Annotated in this window: 10 protein-coding genes; 1 reads left to right on the top strand and 9 read right to left on the bottom strand. The window is 39.2% G+C overall.

The annotated features are described in order from the left end of the window. Positions 1-96: 96 nt before the first annotated feature. The 5 genes from BMY50_RS01745 to BMY50_RS01765 form a co-directional block, all read right to left on the bottom strand. A complete protein-coding gene (locus BMY50_RS01745) occupies positions 97-4,239 on the bottom strand; it encodes a hybrid sensor histidine kinase/response regulator transcription factor (protein WP_093317469.1) in 4,143 nt (1,380 codons plus the stop codon). A 216-nt stretch (positions 4,240-4,455) separates the two neighbouring features. Continuing rightward, positions 4,456-6,144, bottom strand: coding sequence for a RagB/SusD family nutrient uptake outer membrane protein (locus BMY50_RS01750; protein WP_093317473.1), 1,689 nt, complete (start codon positions 6,142-6,144; stop codon positions 4,456-4,458). Positions 6,145-6,176: 32 nt separating this feature from the next. Continuing rightward, positions 6,177-9,140: a SusC/RagA family TonB-linked outer membrane protein gene (locus BMY50_RS01755; RefSeq protein WP_093323466.1), complete on the bottom strand. Its 2,964-nt coding sequence runs from the start codon at positions 9,138-9,140 to the stop codon at positions 6,177-6,179. Positions 9,141-9,156: 16 nt separating this feature from the next. Then, positions 9,157-10,440, bottom strand: a complete 1,284-nt coding sequence (locus BMY50_RS01760) for a glucuronyl esterase domain-containing protein (RefSeq protein ID WP_093317478.1) — start codon at positions 10,438-10,440, stop codon at positions 9,157-9,159. 330 nt (positions 10,441-10,770) lie between these two features. Further along, a complete protein-coding gene (locus BMY50_RS01765; protein ID WP_202907724.1) occupies positions 10,771-11,364 on the bottom strand; it encodes a hypothetical protein in 594 nt (197 codons plus the stop codon). Positions 11,365-11,686: 322 nt separating this feature from the next. On the opposite strand from BMY50_RS01765, the gene BMY50_RS01770 reads away from it, so the two are divergent. Further along, positions 11,687-12,475, top strand: coding sequence for a carbon-nitrogen hydrolase family protein (locus BMY50_RS01770; RefSeq protein WP_093317483.1), 789 nt, complete (start codon positions 11,687-11,689; stop codon positions 12,473-12,475). A 584-nt stretch (positions 12,476-13,059) separates the two neighbouring features. Here BMY50_RS01770 and BMY50_RS01775 read toward each other — a convergent pair. The 4 genes from BMY50_RS01775 to BMY50_RS01790 all read right to left on the bottom strand — a co-directional run bounded on the left by BMY50_RS01775 (position 13,060) and on the right by BMY50_RS01790 (position 18,449). After that, positions 13,060-13,791, bottom strand: coding sequence for a LytR/AlgR family response regulator transcription factor (locus BMY50_RS01775; protein ID WP_093317488.1), 732 nt, complete (start codon positions 13,789-13,791; stop codon positions 13,060-13,062). 68 nt (positions 13,792-13,859) lie between these two features. Further along, positions 13,860-14,447, bottom strand: a complete 588-nt coding sequence (locus BMY50_RS01780) for a Crp/Fnr family transcriptional regulator (RefSeq protein ID WP_093317493.1) — start codon at positions 14,445-14,447, stop codon at positions 13,860-13,862. Positions 14,448-14,529: 82 nt separating this feature from the next. Then, positions 14,530-15,849 (bottom strand): OmpA family protein, encoded by a 1,320-nt coding sequence (locus BMY50_RS01785; protein WP_093317498.1) that lies wholly within the window; start codon positions 15,847-15,849, stop codon positions 14,530-14,532. Between the two features lie 314 nt (positions 15,850-16,163). Then, a complete protein-coding gene (locus tag BMY50_RS01790) occupies positions 16,164-18,449 on the bottom strand; it encodes a hypothetical protein (RefSeq protein ID WP_093317501.1) in 2,286 nt (761 codons plus the stop codon). Positions 18,450-18,591 lie beyond the last annotated feature (142 nt).

Raw genomic sequence — 18,591 nt, forward strand, 5'->3', positions numbered from 1 at the left:
TACCTGAAGGTTTATGAGGTACAAATCTCGTTTATCCCCCCTTAGTATGGTGAGGGGTAAAATAGAAAAAAAGAGGGGGCAAATATAATGATGGCCTTATTTTACATGATAAATGTTGTGAAAGGGTTTCCGATATTTTTTAATATATTCAGAAGGATTCATTTGATACTGCTTAGCAAATTGTTCTCGGAAATATTTAAGATCGCGCATCCCTACTTGGTAGGCTACCTCATAGATAGTAGCATCAGAGCTCAGGAACATGCGAGCAGCGATGTCAAGTCTAACGGTGCGGATAAAACTGTTTAGTGTAAGGTTGTGTATATCTTTAATTCGATTGCTTAGCGTCGCATAGGTGAGGCCACAAGCATCGGCTAATTTATGTACGTTGAAGTTGGTGTCGGTTAAGTGTTTTTCCACAATCTGCAAACATTTGTCGTGCAACTCTTGATCTTCGGCATTGATTCGCTGGAATTTGGCATTATCAGTGATATGGTGGAAAAAGTAATCTTTAAGATCATTCCTGTTTTTTAATACACCTTGTATTTTGGCAATTAGTACTTCCATATCAAAGGGCTTTGTAATATAGTCGTCCGCTCCACTCTGAATACCCTCCAGCTTTGTTTCGGTGTTATGGGAGGCCGTCAGCAGAATAATCGGAATATGTTTTCTAGTAAGGTCGTTTTTCAATTGTCTGCAAAAATCGATTCCATTACTCTCCTCCATTACAATATCACAAAGTATAAGGTCGGGCAAATTATCTTCTAGCAAATCGACCGCCCCTTGTAGCTCATTTTGAACATATACTTCAAAGTAGGGTGATAGCATCTTTTTAAGATAATCGGTTAAGCTGATGTCATCATCCACTACAAGTATTTTGTTAAAGGAATTGGCAGTTTTTGTTGTCTTGAAAGCCGGTGGAAATACTTCACGTTCGGTGATTGGAATGGCTGTAGATCCATGAGTCATCTCTTGAGTTGGCGTATCTGCCGGGTTTGTTTCAACTTCTTTTACAGGGAGTTCCACGTAAAAGGTGGTGCCTTTGTTCAATTCGCTTTCATAACGTATGCTTCCATCGTGTAATTGAATCAACGATTTTACCATCCACAAGCCAACTCCAAATCCAGATCCTAAGCTACTTTTAGCATACGATTCATGGTGCGCAAAGGGTTCGAATAGTTTATCACCTATACGTTTGTCTATCCCGCAGCCGCTATCCTGTATGCTGAGGAAGACCTTATTCATCTTATGATCAAGTATTAAATTAATTTCTAGACTACCTTCTTTAGTGAATTTAATAGCATTGAAAACGAGATTAAATAACACCATTTCCATTTTTTCACGGTCAATTAATAAGCAAAGCTCTTCCTGGCGGGTATGAAAAGTTACTATAAGGTTCTTTTGTTGTACTTGATGGTTAAAACAATTCAACACTTCTAGGATTAGGTTTACCAAATCAGTTGGCTGTAAATGCAGGTTCTCTTTGGTTAAATTATCTTTTCTAAAGGTAAGTGCTTGGTTAGCCAACCTTAACAGGCGGTTGGTATTTACATATAACGTATTAACAGAAGGATCTTGATTTAAATGGGAATCTTTTTTATTAAGCAATTCTTTAACAGGTTGAAGAATGAGTGTTAAGCTGGAACGAAACTCATGTGATAATCGTGTATAATAATTGATTTTCAACGAATTGATTTCCTGTTCTTTTGTCCGTTCAAGTTGACTAAGCTTTAGCTGATAATCTAGATACTGCTTTTGCAACTGATGGCGTCTATAATAGTATAAAGCACCCCCAACTAACAGTATGTACATAGTATAAGCCCACCAGGTTTTATACCAAGGCGGTAAAATCTCCAAATCGATGTTCTTTAAACTTTTGGGAAGAATATTACCTCCTTGCTCAAGGGCTACCTGAAACGTGTAATTGCCCGGTGGCAGATAACGATAAGTGACAGATTGTTCGTTACCAACATAGTTCCAATGTTGATCCAGTCCTACTAATTTATAGGCAAAGCGATGATCGTCTGACTGGCCGTATTTTAAGGAAGCATAATGCAAGGTAAAGGTCGATAAATTATAAGGCAAGGTGAGTTTCTTGGTATCGTTTAGCGATTGGTTTAACTCGTATATATCCTTTTCTTTACCTAATAAATCTAAACCTGTTAAGGTTATTTCTTGTTGAGGGGTTCTATATTTGACTAAGTTGGGATCAAAATAAGTGAGGCCACCTGTACCGGCAAAAAATAATTGATTCCGATGCTTACTAAAAATGGCCGCTCGCGGATTGAACACTCCCGCTTGGATTCCTGTTGTTGGACCATAATTGACAATAGCTTTTGAATGCAGGTCGATACTCGATAAACCTTTGATTGTACTTATCCAGCAACGTTTGTTTTGATCCTGCTGAATGGCTAGTACGGTGTTGCTAGCCAATCCGTTTTTTTCCTGAAAAGTATGAACTATGCGCCTTTTATTCATATCATATACCAAGAGCCCATTGCTTTCGGTAGCAATCCATAAATTGCCGTCTTCCAAGATCGCTAAATCGTATATTACTTCTGATTTGAGTTTATCGAAGACTGTTCCATCCGGCAAATAGGCATAAAATAGTTCTTTTTGTTGCTCAAAGTAAGTGATGCCAGCACCATAAGTACCAATGATGAGATTTCCCTTTTTATCCTCAGCAATTGATCGAATATCATTAGAGGGGATTGTGCTGTTTTGCGGCACATAGGTGCTGAATTGACGTGTTGATGGATTTAGCCTATTAATACCCCCGCCATTTGTGCCAATCCAGAGCTGATGCCTCTTATCTTCATAAATAACACGTACATCATTAGCACCTAGGGATCCTTCCTCGGTAGGATTGGCAGAGAAGTTAGTGAAGTTATCTGTTTTTAGATTGTAGCGGATTAAGCCGCCACGATAGGTGCCAAACCAAAGCTGGTTATTATGGTCTTTAAATGCAGTAATAATAGCATTGTCTGTGAGCGTATTAGGCGTTTTTTCTTTTTTATAGTGATTTAGAAGGTTGTTGTGACGATCTAATTTAAATATACCATGGCCATCTGTACCCACAAATAGATTTCCGGAAGCATCCTCAATCAAGCCGTAAAATCGTATGTTCTGATATTCGTTGGTATTACTAAGTTGCGATTTATGCAGATTAAAAAACTGGTAAATAGGTTTAGCGATAAGAAACACACCATCGCCGTAAGAACCCACCCATAAGTTTTGATCGCGGTCGAAAAAAAGACTGGTGATAGAACGTTTGGTAAGTCCATTAGGTGTCGAATCAGCATTGCTAAGTTGTGAGACTTTTTTGATATTTATAAGTCCATCGGTATTTTCGTCGAATGTAACATGGTAGCCCCCACCGTCGAGAATACCGAGATAGAGGTCTTGCCGCGTATTTATTGCAACGCTTAAATAATGACTATGAGGGGTGTGAAGTGCTGCGGCTGTAATCCATTGCCCTTTGCCATTACCACGGCGAAAAGTAAATAAGCCACTATCACTAGCTACCCAAACATTTCCAAAAGGGTCCTCAAAAATATGGTGTATGCGACTAAAAGGTTTTTCTCTTAAAGCCGTTTGTAAAGGAGCAAGCGGTTCTAGTGAGGTGTTATTTTGTTTAAAAACCTGTAATCCCGCATCTTGACTTCCTACCCATAATAAGCCTTTGCTATCTTCAAATAGAGCAGTAACCATGTTTGATCGTAAACCGGCAAGATTTTGCGTAGTATACCTTGTGAAAGCACCGGAGTCCTTATGAAAACGGTAAACCCCTAAACCATTAGCAGAAATCCACAATATATCTTGGTTGTTCGAATTGCTAATACAGCCTACGTCCATCTTATATTGACCTTTTACAGAAGCTAAGATTGGATAATGAGTAAAAGATTCCGTTGAACTATTGTATCTGCTTATCCCTTTTCTAGACGAAACCCAAAGTACCCCCTGCTTGTCTACCATGATCGTTTGTACATAATTTCCAAGTAGTCCTTGAGGAGAAGAAGCATCATAGCTAAAATTCTTAAAGGCCTTTCCATCAAAACGACTCAATCCATTTTCTGTAGCTATCCAAATGAAACCGATGCGATCTTGCTTGATATCCCGTATATTATTGAACGGTAAACCATTTTGCAAGGTGTAATTGTATTGTTGATAGATTGCACTGTCACCGACGGCAATTGCCGAAATAGGTAATACCAATAATAATAAATATAGTAGGATAGGCATAATTTTCCCCTTATCATTAACGGGATAAAAATACAAGAAATTTACTCATTTCGGATGATTCTTTATAGGTGGAATCGGTGGTATGAATGGATATATCTATTTTTTATTTGGTAAATGACATAACCCTGTACTTAATCAATAAAAGGGAAATAAAAATATTCTGGCAGTTTTAGGTTGCCAGAATATTTTATCTCTACAAGGGGAAATTATGACACACTAGTTATAACCTGGATTCTGCTTAAAATCGTCTTTGTTAAGAATGGCATCGAGTTGGCTTTGTGGTATAGGCCGTACCTGATGATACTCTTTGATATTGTTTTTTGCGTCAGGGTTATATTGCTGTACATAGGGCAGAAGTTGATGAGTTCTTTTTAAATCGAACCACCGAATCTGTTCGCCTGCCAGCTCACGTGCGCGTTCTTCTAAAATGAAATCGATATTGAGATCTGCTGAACTAATTTCCATGTCCTGTTCTTTCCCTGCTTTTGCCCGTGTACGCCGAAGAGTATTAATGAAGCTGAGCGCCTCATTCGGACTGCTTTGTAGGCTCGCTTCCGCAGCAATGAGGTAGAGCTCTGCCAGGCGGATAACGAATACATCCCTCGAGCTCCATTCTTGTGCTACGGTAAGTCTGGTTGGATCCATAAATTTAGATAGCTGAATAAACTGTGATCGCAAAGCAGGGGTACCATCGGCGCGGTATAAAGTATTCCGATCGTAAATCTTATATCTACCTTTTGCACGATTTGCTTGCTCGTTTGTTACGGGATCTCTTAGTGTTACAATGGCTGTATCTCCAAAAGCCATCTCTGGAAAAACTTGACTGTCCCCTTTTTGCATACCCGCTTTATTGGCTAGCCAAACGGTCTGAAAACTACCGTCATACCGTTGATCAACAGATGGGTTAAATAGCTGAAGAAGGTGTAATGAAGGCATAAAACGCTGAAAAGGACGACCATAATCAATGCTTCTTTGCAGGCCTTCCTGTCGATCATATACCATAATGAAATGTAAATGACTATTGTTACCCTTTCCTGCAACCGCTTCAAAATCACCATTTAACAGATCGTCATTCGTATAATTTACGTAGAAAAGAACTTCACTATTTGTGCTTCCTTCTGCATTGCTCATATCCCAAAGCGATTTATAATCATTAAACAAGGTATATCGCCCACTATTGATTAGCTCTTTTGCCAACGTCGCCGCTTCGGCGTATTTGGCGGCATTTTGGTATTGACTACCTTGCGTGAGGCATACTCGGGCCAGCAAAGCTTTTGCTGCATCTTGTGTGATGCGACCATCCAGCGATTTCCCCTCTTTAAGAGAAGCTATTGCGGCGTTGAGATCATTGTTAATCACGTCGTAAAAGGCTTCTTCCGAGGAACGGGTAGCCGTCGTGACGATCCCTTCTGTTGGATCGGTGTTGAGCACCACACCACCCCAGATCTGTACAATTTGGAAAAGGTAAAATGCGCGTAAAAAGCGTACTTCTCCTTCATATTGTTGTTTGAGGGTTTCACTCAAGGGGGATTCTGGTAAACGTACTAAAGCAGTATTACATACGTTTAGTGCGCGGTAATACATATCCCACATATCTTTTATATTGGTTTGTCCACCGTTTAAATCAACAGTGTAGTCGGATATCTGGTTCGCTTTGTTATCACCTCCCCGAAGCAAAAGGTCTGTGCCGGTTTCTGACAATCCCATACCATGCTCTTTTCCATACCATAGGCGTAAACCTGCATAACAGGCATTGACAGCGCTCGTTATTCCCGCTTCTGTATTGTAAAATGGATCCTCTGTTAAACTACTCTGATTCTTTTCTTCTAAGAACTTCTCGCAGGAACTTAATAGTAGCCCAGTCAGCAAAAGCATTAACCGGCTATAATTCTTTATCGTTTTCATATTTTTCTTATCGTTTAATCATTACATATTGACTATAGGTCTATATTGACACCAAATACAATGGTACGGGGAAGCGGAAAGCTGAGATCACCCCCACGTTCTGGATCGTAATCTTTAACCTTTGTAAATACAAAATAATTCTGTAAAGTGCTGTAAAATCTTATTCGCTGTACAGCCAGACGATCTAACCATTTTTTCGGAAGGGTATATCCTAACGTTATATCTCGTATCTTAACGAAAGAGCCATCTACGTAGCGTAAAGTCGACTGAAAAAGATAGTTACTGGTAGAATAACCGCTATTAGGTCTGGGATAATCATTAGAAGGGTTTTCCGGCGTCCAGTAATTTGCATTCGCACCATTTTCTAATGCACTTGGTTTATATGTTGCACCATATTCATAATTGATATATTGTCCGATTCGACCGAAAACGAAGACGGTTAAGTCAACATTTTTATAGGAAACGCTATTGTTAACGCCAAAAGAATAGCGAGGCACTTGCGAAAATACCGTACGGTCATCGGGATCGCTCACGCCATTATTGTTGCTGTCCTGAATTTTAATATCTCCCGGCCGATAACCTCCAAATGCTTGTGCGGCTTCTTCTTCACCTAATTGCCAGATGCCTGTTTTTTTATAATCGTAATAGATTTTAGTGGGTTCACCCACGATCCATGCGTTGGCTATATTGCGTGTAACCCCATCATTCAGCGCTACAATCTTTTCTCGATTCAGCATGAACGACCAATCAGTTGCCCAATTCCAATTTTCCTGTTGCACATTAATGGTATTAATTGCTACCTCGATTCCCTTATTAGCCGTTTTTCCCACATTTTGCATAACACTTGCATATCCCGTAGACGTTGGTAATAGGCTTGGCAATAAGAGATTGTCAGTTTTTGAATCGTACAATTCGATGGCACCGCTGATTCTGTTGTTGAAAAGGCCAAAATCAACTCCCAAATTCCAGGTTGCGGTGGTTTCCCAAGTAAGGTTGGGATTTACCAGATCGCTTGGCCAGTAACCGAAGGCTGCCGATGAAGCGAAGGCGTAGGCCGATTTCGACAATGATCCTAAAGTAGAATAGGGGGAAATAGCGCTGTTACCTGCTTTACCCCAACTCAATCTAAGTTTTAACTCATTGAGCTTACTGCCCTTTGGCATAAAGGGTTCATCGATAATACGCCATGCACCGGCTACCGAAGGGAAGTAGCCCCATTTATTTCCCTTTGAAAGAACCGACGACCCATCGGCTCTTAGCGATGCCTGGAAAAGATAACGATCTTTTAATTTATAGTTTAGTCTACCGAAAAAGGAAGCTAAGGCGATTTCCTCTAAACGGCTGCCAATATCTTTGGCCGATGTATTAGAACCGATATCGTAAAACCCAGTAAGGTCTGATGCTTGGTTATTACCATAACCCTCAAAAAGCTCATATTTTGATTTGATGGTACTGGTACCCGCGAGGGCACCGATATCATGATCGCCAAGGGTTTTATGATAATTAAGCGTATTTTCCCACGTATATTTTACCATGGTGGTAGTTGAATCGCCGGAAGAAGAGTTCCTGCCTACATTGGCTAAGGTGTTAGCTGCCCGAAAATAGCCATTGCGGATGTCTTGCACATCAATTCCGATTGTGCTCTTAAATACCAAATCTTTATGGAGGTTGATATCTAGATAACCTGACCCGAATAAGCGCTTATCATTAATATTGTTTTTGAATACACCGGCTTGTTCGTCCGCTAGTGGACTTATAAAAGTGCTATACCCTGGGGCGGGATAGAGGTTAAGTGTGCCGTCGTCATTGTAAGGTTTAGCTATAGGTAGATTTTTGTTAGCCATATTCATTGGATTATCCCGCTTGTCTTGGTTTTTAAAAGTGTACTGCATACTTAAACCGAGCTTAAAGATTTTATTCAACGTATGATCTACGCTTAAACGCCCATTATACCGTTTGAGCAGGTCGTTTTTAAACATCCCTTTATCGTGCTGATATCCCAAGGATATAGCGAACTGAGTTTTTTCACTGCCGCCATTCAGGTTCATTTCATAATTTTGCAGCATACCTGTATGAAATAGAAGATCTTGCCAGTTTACAAACTGTCCAGTACGAGTATATTCGAGCTCGGTGGCATTGAAAACGTTTTCATCAGGAACATATTCACCTTCGTTGGTAGTACGATAAGCCTCTCTCTTAAGTTGTGCATAAGTCGGGCCATCCATCATCTGCGGATAGAAAGGTTTGTTGTTAATGGACAGATAGCTGTTGAAGGAGATGTTCGTTCTACCGGATGCGTTACCCTTTTTGGTAGTAATAATGATGACGCCATTTGCTCCTCTGGTACCATAGATAGCTGTCGAAGAAATATCTTTTAATACCTCAATGGATGCAATATCGCTGGGATTGATATCTACAAACGAACCGTATTGGATACCGTCTACCAGCACAAGCGGTTGGTTGTCTGCATTAAGTGAGCGGTTACCACGTAATACGATTCCTACACTGGCTCCAGGTTGTCCTGAACTTTGCGTGATATCTAAACCAGCTACTTTACCTTGCAGGGATTTTAGGGCGTTTGTAGTAGGAATGGCAGTAATGTCTTTTGCTTTAACTGAGGTAACCGCACCTGTTAAATCTCTTTTTCGGACAGTACCGTATCCAACCACCACTACCTCGTCCAAAGCTTCTTCTGCACCTTCCAGCGTAGCCTGAATGGTCGTTGAGAAAGAGCTTAATTCAATCGATTTTTCATTATAGCCAACAGAGTACAATTGTAGTGTTAAAGGTACCTTGCTCTTTGTCTTTAAAGAAAAACGGCCGTTGGCATCTGTTTGCGTACTCTCTTGTCCACCTTTTATGCGTACAGTTACGCCTGGTAAGGTCTCTTTCGACCGTGCATCGCTCACGGTACCTTTTATCTCATTACTTTGAGCAACGCATAAACTTATAGGTGCCCAAATAAAAAAGATTAATAATAAACGTAGTTTAATCATTTTTGTGGTATTTAGTTTATAGAAATTTTTGAAGATATGCGATAAAGACTTTCCAATCTGAGGGAATGGTTCCATGTCCACCGGCATGCATATAATAACCTAAAGCTTGGAATGCTGAGGCCGTGTTGCCACTGTTAGGGAATGTCTTGAGCAAGGGGTAGATACCATGTAGTTGGTAGACGGGAACTGCAGCTTGGGCCGCTAGATATTCACCTTTTGGGTCTGACCAATAATCTTCATCTCCGGTTTGTAGTAGGAGGGGACGTGGAGCAATCAGAGCGATTAGCTCATGCGCATCGACTGGAAAAGCAGCTGCATTGTTTACATACTGATGTCTATTCGGTGCAAATTGGTAGAAATATCGGGACGTGTCTGTCATATGTGAAATACTTTCACCATATTCTCTTCTGCTTAATGCCGCGCCACCTTCGCCCGAACAGCTGGCAATAGTAAGTTTGATACGGGAATCTGAAGCACTTGTCCATAAAGCCGTTTTACCTAAGCGCGAAACGCCAAATAGTGCTATACGTTTGTTATCTACTTCGGGATCTTGACTGAGGCAGTCGATAATGCGTTGCGTCCCCCATGCCCATGCCGCTATTGCTCCCCAGGTATCAGCTTTTATCTGCTTCTTCTCCGTATCCATTAAATGATGCCTGATACCTTCTTTATGAATGGCGTTCTTGTAGTCGGGTTCGATATCGCCATAATAAAAAGTAGCAAAGCCTATGCCTGCAGCCAATAAACTATCGAGAGGCACCTGCGGTGCTTGTGCAGGTGCTAATAATCGTTCTCCAACTTTATTATATATATAGGTTGCTTGAATTGCAGAATCGGCCACTGCCCGGTTGTTTGCTTGAAAAGCAATATGCAATAAAAGAGGAGTTTTTCCTTTCACCTGTTTGGGTAGATAATAAAGTACATTTACGCTTTGTGTTTTATCATCACTTAAGTAAACCCGAACTTGTTTTCTGATTGCTTTATTTGATTTTGCGCTTCGGTTTTCTTCAATCAATTGCCATTCTGCGTTCCTAATGGCCTGTTTTGGAATCTGACCAAATTGATATTCTCCAAAAAAGTTTAGCAATTCTGTTCGGCGTTTTCCTTGCCAATCACTAATACTACGTACGGCTTTGCCATTATTGAAAACAAGTGGATCGGGTAGTTTATATTTGCCGACATGTGCTTCGCTATAATTTACGGGAAAGCCTGCTACAGTGTTTGCTAATCGCTGTTGTGCTTGTACAGTAAAGGCATAGCAGAGTCCTAACAGCATACTAGCTGTTTTATTTTTTATCATGATCACAATGAATTATACTGGTTTACAAGTGTATTGGTGGTGGGATTTTTTATTATAAAGGCGGGCCATCTATCGGATGAGCATCACCTAATGCACGTCTTTTTCCTCGAAAAGCGTCCAGTAATAAATCATTTAGAAAGGAGATTCTTAGCAATTTGTTTGGCATAACTGGTTTTATTTTGGTGGTCTATAAGTGTTACAGCTTCGATCCCGATTGAGGATATGCATGATGGCAAGTTAAAAAAACGGAAGGTATAAGTTAATATTTACTGGAAAAAACTACGCAATCGATACCAAACTTCTTTTGCTAAAATTGCTTATCATTTCATCTCACTGGATGTTAAAGAAAAGTCTATATATATAAGAAAGCTCGTAGACAAAAAACAGCAGTATAAGAATTGCGTGAAAGGTTTTATTGTTTGAATAGATGGCTATTATACACAGAATAAGATGTGTAATATTTCGTATAGGATATTCCCAATTATAATGCTGATGATAATAATCCTGCCCTTTAATAAAAGTATCTATAAAATCCAGTATAAAAGAGAACCCTAATACACCGAAAATCCACTTCTTCCTCGAAAAGAAATATTCTTTATATGATTTATATTCTCCAAGATTTCCAGGAATTAACAGTGCGCATAACACATAATAAAAACTGATATAGAAAAAAAGGAAAAAGTATTCGGCAAAGTTCCAATGCTTAACAATCCGCAATTCTGCTTCCCACCACCAGAAATGTATAATGAGCAGTAATACATAACCGCACCAAGTTAAATGGACCCAATAAGGCTTAATTGATTTAGGGTGTTCTATAAAGTTCACCATTCCTTTTAATAGGTGTGTAATACTTAACCCCAGTATAATAGCAATAATAGTTTTTACATGATCAAAGGTCATGGTAACCTGAAGCAAACTCAACATGGAATAAAATTTTAATAGATCCCTAGAAACGTTATCATAACTAAGTTTTTCAACGCATAATAGACTAAAAATACCATTTTTCTTGGATTATTTAGGCTATTATTTTTTTTTGATCCAATGCTTTAGAGCTGCACAACACAATAAAGTCATCATCCAGTATATATCGCTTTCATTTTTTTAAACTTGTAGCAACGAATTACTATTGATCCTATTTTCATATTACCTTTTTGATACATGATATAAACAACTATTCATTGTCCTAGTTTTGTTCTATCGTTCGGGATTTATTAATTTAGAACTTTCTTATCTTGATTAGTCTTTTATGAAGATAGCTTTGGCATCACCCCCTTTTCCTAAATCGATTAACGATGGTTTGTATTGGCTTGAAAAATTGGTAAAAAATGCTGCCCGCAAAAGGGCTGAAATCATTTGTTTTCCCGAGTCGTTTATTCCAGGTTATCCGGGAATGGGATACGCTATTGAGGAACGCTCATCAACAAAGCTTCAGCTGGCGCTGGAGAAGGTCTGCCTTATTGCAGCTGAAAATGCCATAACTATTATTGTTCCAATGGATTGGCATTTTGCCAATGGAATTTTTAATGTAGCCTATGTGGTTTCGAATAGAGGAGAAGTATTGGGGTATCAAACGAAAAACCAATTGGATCCTTCCGAAGATGATTATTGGACTGCGGGTACGGAACGGAATATTTTTGAAGTAGGTGGAATAAAAATTGGGATTACAATATGCCACGAAGGATTTCGCTATCCTGAATCTGTTAGATGGGCTGCACAGCAAGGCGCGCAGATTGTGTTCCACCCGCATTTTGTAGGAAGTAACATAGAAGGTGTACAACTCACGGAATGGGGAAATAAAGATAACCCTTATTATGAAAAAGCGATGATGATGAGAGCCTTAGAAAACACTATCTATTTTGCTAGCTCCAATTATGCTTCGAGCTACCCAGGCTCTGCCAGTGCTGTGATTGATCCAGACGGTGGTTGCCTTATACATGAAAAGTATGGAAATATTGGAGTCATCGTGGCAGATATAGATACTGCCCGAGCGACTGGTTTGCTAGCCAAGAGGTTTAAAAAAGAACTATATCAATAAGTAATCGGTCTAAACCGCTATTAATATAAATCGTCAACAATGTTATTCTATCAAGCTACAGCACGGTAGTTCGTAAGGTCATTAAGTGAATAAGCTATGAAGTAATAGAAGCCATCCGCAATACACAGCGCGATCGCTAACAAAAAGGCTAACGCTCACTGGCCTTGCAACCTATAATGAGCCTAGCCCCGCTATAGCTTCTTGCTAGGATGACTATAGCTTCTTGCTAGGATGGCTATAGAACGAGTATACAATCTTCCTGCACTGACCCTGCAACGACCCTACAATCATACTGCCTCAGTCCTGTCTAAGCCTTGTCTATATTATAGCAATTCGTTACCAAGGATTACACACTAATATGTAAGACTATGGCATGCTTGCAGGACCGACCTCATAGGGTGAGCGTGAAAAAGTTTCGAGTGGAGTAGGAGAATGATATGAAGGGAAGTGATTGTATACTATGATCTGAGAAGTTTTTTAGCGAAGATTGTGAAGTCGTGAGTTTTGACCCTTTTTGTCAAGAGCGCTCTATGCAATTTGGCGATGGCTATCCTTACTTTATCAAGCAAACAGAGAAAGGGTGGTCAAAAAATCAGCTGCTTTATTGCCGAAAGATAATTTCGTCCGACATTGATCTCAACATCGTTTGGTAAGGTCACAAATAATTTAGAGATGTCTTTATATAAAGTAATGATATGCTCAACATTAACAATATAGGAGCGATGTATCCGGATAAAACGGTTATCCAGTTTTCGTTCTATACTCCCGATGCCAAAAGAACTTAAATATGAGTGGTTATCAAGGGTGTAGATCCATGTATAATCTCTCTCTGCTTTAAAGTAGGTTATATCATGAATGGCAATGCTCTGAAGTCGCCTACCATTTTCAACGAGTATACGGGAAGGCAATTCGCTCTTCGCCAGCGAGTACAGAAGATTTCCGTTCATCAGCGTGATATCATACCATTTTAAATATTTTTCCAATGCAAGATATAAGCGATCCATGTTATAAGGCTTTAGCAAATAGTCGATGGCATTATGCTCAAAGGCTTTTATGGCGTGCATTTCTGCTCTACTGGTGAAAATTACCGGCGGCACATGATCCACATTTGCCAGTACCTTAAAGGCATTCTGCCCAGGTAAATCCGTATCTATAAAAAGCAATTGTGGCGCACGGGCATTAATGTATTTTACGGCTTCCAGGCCATTGGAGCATGCACCGGATACGTAAAACGAAGGGAAAAGCCGCATAGATTCGCAAATCAGCGTACGTTGTGTGTCATCAGCATCTACAATGAGTACAGATATCTTGTTCATGATGTTAGGTTGTTACAGCACAAAGATAAGGGTACATGAAACAGTCAGATCTGACATTTGTCAGGATCTTAATCAGGACGTTTAATAACTTGCTTTCTAATTCTGCTCAGGCTATCCTGATGGATGCCCAAAAAAGAGGCAATATATTTTAAAGGGATCGTCTGTACTACTTCGGGCTGCTGCTGAAGTAGTTTCTGATAACGTTCTTCTGCGGTAAGGCATACGGCATCGATCTGCATATCCTGCAACCAGCTTAACAGTCGGTGCATAATTGCCTGTTCAATTTCATAAGCCTTGGATACTTGCTTTTTAATGGCTTCTACATCTGTTTTGGACCACTCCAGCACTTCAATATCGGTTAATGTTTCCAATGCGCAAGATGATAGCTCACCGTTTAATAAATATAAGGGTGTTGAAATAAAGTCATTTGCCGATACTAATCCTAATGTGTAGTCGCTCCCCTCGTGTACGCGGAACAGCCTTACAATGCCCTCGTTAAGGAAAAATAGCTTTTTTACGATTTTTCCCTGATGCATGACGATGGTATGTTTTGGTATAATTCGATGCCCGGTTACGGAAGAAATCATTTGTACATCCTTAGGCGACATGGATATTCCCCGTGTTTGTAGATATACGCATACTTTTTTAAATATCATGACTATTTATAAGCTTATAGCGCTAGACGGTGATTATTGCTTATAAATATATCAATAATGAATTGAAAAAAAAATATTTGACTTATAGGCGTATAAATTCTACTCGTCTGTTTTGTGCCATTCCCTCTTTTGTTTTATTATCTCCCATGGGGGCAGATTCACCTTTTCCAAGGGCTTCCAGCCGATTGGCGGTAATACCATAGGTATTTTGCAGCTTCTCTTTTACTGCCTTTGCCCTAAGTTCGCTTAATTGCTGATTGGCTTGCTCTTCACCAACTGCATCGGTATGTCCGATAATCTGCACGTTCATATCTTGGTTTTCGGTTAACACTGTAGCGATGGATTTCAATACGCCTGATGAGCTTGCTTTGATATTGGCAGAACCGGTGTCGAAAAGAATACCGGTAGTGCTAAACTTACCTTCTTCTATCAGTTTATGTCTTGTGTCGGGCAAACCTTTTGCAATTTTGATATTGGAGATATACACACCTACCTGATCGTTCTGGTAAGGACTGCTGCTTAACTGGAAGAACAACTGATTGAAGATGCCGTCTATAGGTATGGCCTTAGGCACATCGTATATCTTTTCTTGGTCCATCCATATCCGTAATCGTTCTTTTTGACCTTGCATAGATACATGTACCACTGTACTGTACCAATTTTTGGCCAGGGTACTACGTTGTGGCGGACTATTAAAATGCCTTGTATACTTTTTATAGGTTTCCAGTACCAGATTGGCCCCATCTGAAAGTGGAGACACTTCCATGTAAAAGGATTTATCACCTTTCGGGTCAGATAGTAAGGGGTTCCCGGTGGGGTCCTCCTGGCCGGAGGCCAGCAGGCCAAAACGTACTGAAGGCGGTAACCATCCTTTGAAATCGAACTGTAGAAATAGATCGAATTCCACTGTAAAGTCGGATCCCAGCATTTTCTTATTGTCTGTCAAAGCGACTGTTCGCTGTGCCATGCGCAACCATTGGCCATCCATGCCATCCAGCTTTACAATAACAGAACTTCCGTTGCTATTCCAGTTCCTTGGTAATTCTCCAAGAGCCTCGTTTGAAAAGTCGTTAACATATAATACAGAATCACCGGGAACAAAGTCATACTTGCTGAATGCCTTTACGCTGGATGGTTCTTGGTGGCCATCGGCAGACTCCTTTTCGTTAGAAGCCTCTTCTTGGATGGTTTCTTGGGTAGTACCTGTTCCTCCAATGGCTTTATCTAAATGCTTGCCAACAGCTTTATCCGTTTTATCGAGGATTTTGCCTGTGGCCGCTTGAGTAGCCCTATCTTTTATTTTTTTAAATAGTGACTGCGCGTTCGATGTGCTGGGTAAGGTCATCATAATAGCGATTATGCCGAAACAAAGCAGGATATTTCTGAAAATGAACCTATTCATATGTATTGTCTTAACTAAACTATTATCAAAAATAGGATGCTTTTTATTTAAAATTCAGGTGTTTCTACCAACGCACATTTTAAGCTGACTAAACGACTATAATATCGACCAAACGTTAAATTGCGACGGCTAAAGTTAGGCACGAGAGACGAAACTCATCGATATACGGATCAAGAGAGAAAATCTAATTGCAAATTATCAGAAAGCAGTAGCAGTGTTATATTATAAGGCAGGAACGCGTTAGCGTAAACTTTATAAGGAAAACTGCGTGAAAGGCTCTAAGTCGATCAACTTAGAGCCCTTTATACTTTATATTAACATACCGGAAGTTGAATGGCTTTTAAACCAGAAATGCTCTGAAGATCTTCAACCTCAAATTGTCTTATTTCGAAACTCCTTCCCCTTTTATTTTTTAATCGGTTTATATACCCTAGGTATTCCATTTCTTCTATCTCAGAGCTGTATACGATGGTTATTTTTCCTTCTTGTACAATCCTTTTCTTTGTGTTTTTTATAAAGGCTTTATCAATTCTCTTCTTAACGATTTCATACCGGGCATTATAAGTGCCATCAACATCAAATCTCTTTTCATCCATTCTAAATCGGATTGAAATAGGTGAGTGATATACAAGAATTAACCCGGTAACTCCAAGAGGGTAGGGCAAAGCTGCTTTCTGGTTTTCATGCTTTTCAATCATATCGCTTAATGTCTCCAGTTGCCAGAATCGCAAAGCATATAAATGACGCGCCGTAAAACCTGTCTCAGGTGAAATACTTATACCTACATATAGATTATGATCAACGCCATCTGTTTTAAATCTTTCATAATAATGTGGAATTATTTGTTGGGCTTCCACCTGACTTTTATCTATTGTTTTGCTCAGCCTTTCATTAATAGTGGTGATGGTTTCGTCGTAAAGTCTCCTGTTAAGATGAAAAAAGCCGTCTTTCTGTAATGTGTTCCGGAAGTATTTCTTTATTTCATCCTGAAGATTTGACGCCTGTATACTTTTAAGGAGCGGATGTATTTTTTGCAATAAAAAAGTGGAAATCTCTTGTTCCGTAGATACTTTAAACGTTCCAGTAAGTTCAGAAAAATAACGTTCAGTTGCAATTGCCGCTTCCGAAAGATCAAGCCTCTTAGCATTCTCGGTTTTAATTTTTTCAAGAATATTGCGAACACTTATCAATTGTTTTTTTAAGTCTAACTGAATGCTTCTGTTTCTGGTTTCAGAAGAACCTTTAATATCAATTTGCCCATATAGCGGATATACATCATTGAAAATGATTTCATGTAATTTGTAATCATTGTTCTTTTCTTTTTTTTGAATATAGGCTTCTACTTCTTGTTTAAATCTCCAATATACACTTTTATGAATGGTTGTATATTGATCTTGGATGATGGCTTGCACACGATTTTGGTGTTCGGTGATTAACTCCTGCACCCCCTCGCTGAAGTAGGGCATAAATATTTCTAATTTCTGGGCATTTATACTATTAAGAATTCTATCGCGCGGGCACAAAATTTCAAGGATACCGATGACTTTATTGTCAAGAATGAGTGGCGCCAGTATCAAACTGCCTTTATATTTTAAAAATGTCTTTTTAAATAGGTTATCTTCTTGTAAATGGTTTACCTTATCTAAAGAAGCGAGTGCAAAATTTCTTTTATATGTAAAAAGTAATTTATGTAGATCTGCGTGAAGTGCATTAATGGCGATAAGCTCTGCTGTGTTTCGGAGTAAATAGCTTCGAAGATCAGGAGCAAAGGCCGGCTTACTGAATACATCTTGCTCTTCGTTATATAACATCAAACCACAGCTGATATCGGATACCTTATAGATGGTTTTTAATATACGTTCTGTGTTCTTTAATATGTTTTTAGCATTTTCAGTTGAAAAATTCTCTTTGAAGATGGATACAGCATTTTCTATTGTTGCGTCAAACAGGTTAATGATAGCAAAACCTTTTAAGATATAACTTTCGTTTGGAAATAATTTTTTCCAAAGGGAAATGTCATCAAAGTTATCTATCAGTTGTTCAATATCGGCTTCGGTTAAGGTGATTGATGTGGCTGTAGGAACGATGTCTAAAAAGTCAGCATTATATAAAATGCGATAATGTTTAATGTTTCCATTATTGTCCGGAACATCATAAAAAAGCGGTTTGCTGAAATCAAGTTGAGTTCCGTAAAGCTCATTTAATATGATACAACAGCTCATTATGTAGAATTCGTGCTCACCAAAATCTCTGATATTGATCTCAAAATCAGAGCCGGCCGCTTTTAAAATCTTTTCCAACCGCTTTGTGTGGTTAAAGAATATATTGGTATAAGGGATATTGACAGCTTTAATTTCGTTTTCACCCAGCAATGTTGGAAAGAGTGGCTTAAGTAACTCGGCTAATATAGATTTATGATTTTCGAGTTCCTCAGCATTTTTTATACCACTGCGCAACTGTGGATAGGTATGTACTCGTTGAAGCAAATACTTTTCCTGATCCTTTGCTTCCTGGGTGCTTACTTTTTCCTCCAAATCGCGGATAAGCTGATCGAAAGAGAGTTCAATCCGAAAGGGGGAATCAGTATTGGGCAATATCATGTTAAGGGATTTATTTGATTACAATATTATTCAAATTAACAATAGAGTACAATAGACAAAATTGAAAAAAATGTCAAATACTTTCTGTTTAAATTAGATTTTGCTAATACCCTACTTCGTAATAGCTTCTGTTTTAACAGAA

This window comes from Olivibacter domesticus (assembly GCF_900109575.1).
Taxonomy (GTDB): Bacteria; Bacteroidota; Bacteroidia; order Sphingobacteriales; family Sphingobacteriaceae; genus Olivibacter; species Olivibacter domesticus.

Coding starts and splice junctions, on each gene's coding strand:
- BMY50_RS01770 (WP_093317483.1), top strand. CDS start 11,687: ATGAAGATAGCTTTGGCATCACCCCCTTTTCCTAAATCGATTAACGAT.
- BMY50_RS01775 (WP_093317488.1), bottom strand. CDS start 13,791: ATGAACAAGATATCTGTACTCATTGTAGATGCTGATGACACACAACGT.
- BMY50_RS01755 (WP_093323466.1), bottom strand. CDS start 9,140: ATGATTAAACTACGTTTATTATTAATCTTTTTTATTTGGGCACCTATA.
- BMY50_RS01790 (WP_093317501.1), bottom strand. CDS start 18,449: ATGATATTGCCCAATACTGATTCCCCCTTTCGGATTGAACTCTCTTTC.
- BMY50_RS01745 (WP_093317469.1), bottom strand. CDS start 4,239: ATGCCTATCCTACTATATTTATTATTATTGGTATTACCTATTTCGGCA.
- BMY50_RS01785 (WP_093317498.1), bottom strand. CDS start 15,849: ATGAATAGGTTCATTTTCAGAAATATCCTGCTTTGTTTCGGCATAATC.
- BMY50_RS01750 (WP_093317473.1), bottom strand. CDS start 6,144: ATGAAAACGATAAAGAATTATAGCCGGTTAATGCTTTTGCTGACTGGG.
- BMY50_RS01780 (WP_093317493.1), bottom strand. CDS start 14,447: ATGATATTTAAAAAAGTATGCGTATATCTACAAACACGGGGAATATCC.
- BMY50_RS01760 (WP_093317478.1), bottom strand. CDS start 10,440: ATGATAAAAAATAAAACAGCTAGTATGCTGTTAGGACTCTGCTATGCC.
- BMY50_RS01765 (WP_202907724.1), bottom strand. CDS start 11,364: ATGTTGAGTTTGCTTCAGGTTACCATGACCTTTGATCATGTAAAAACT.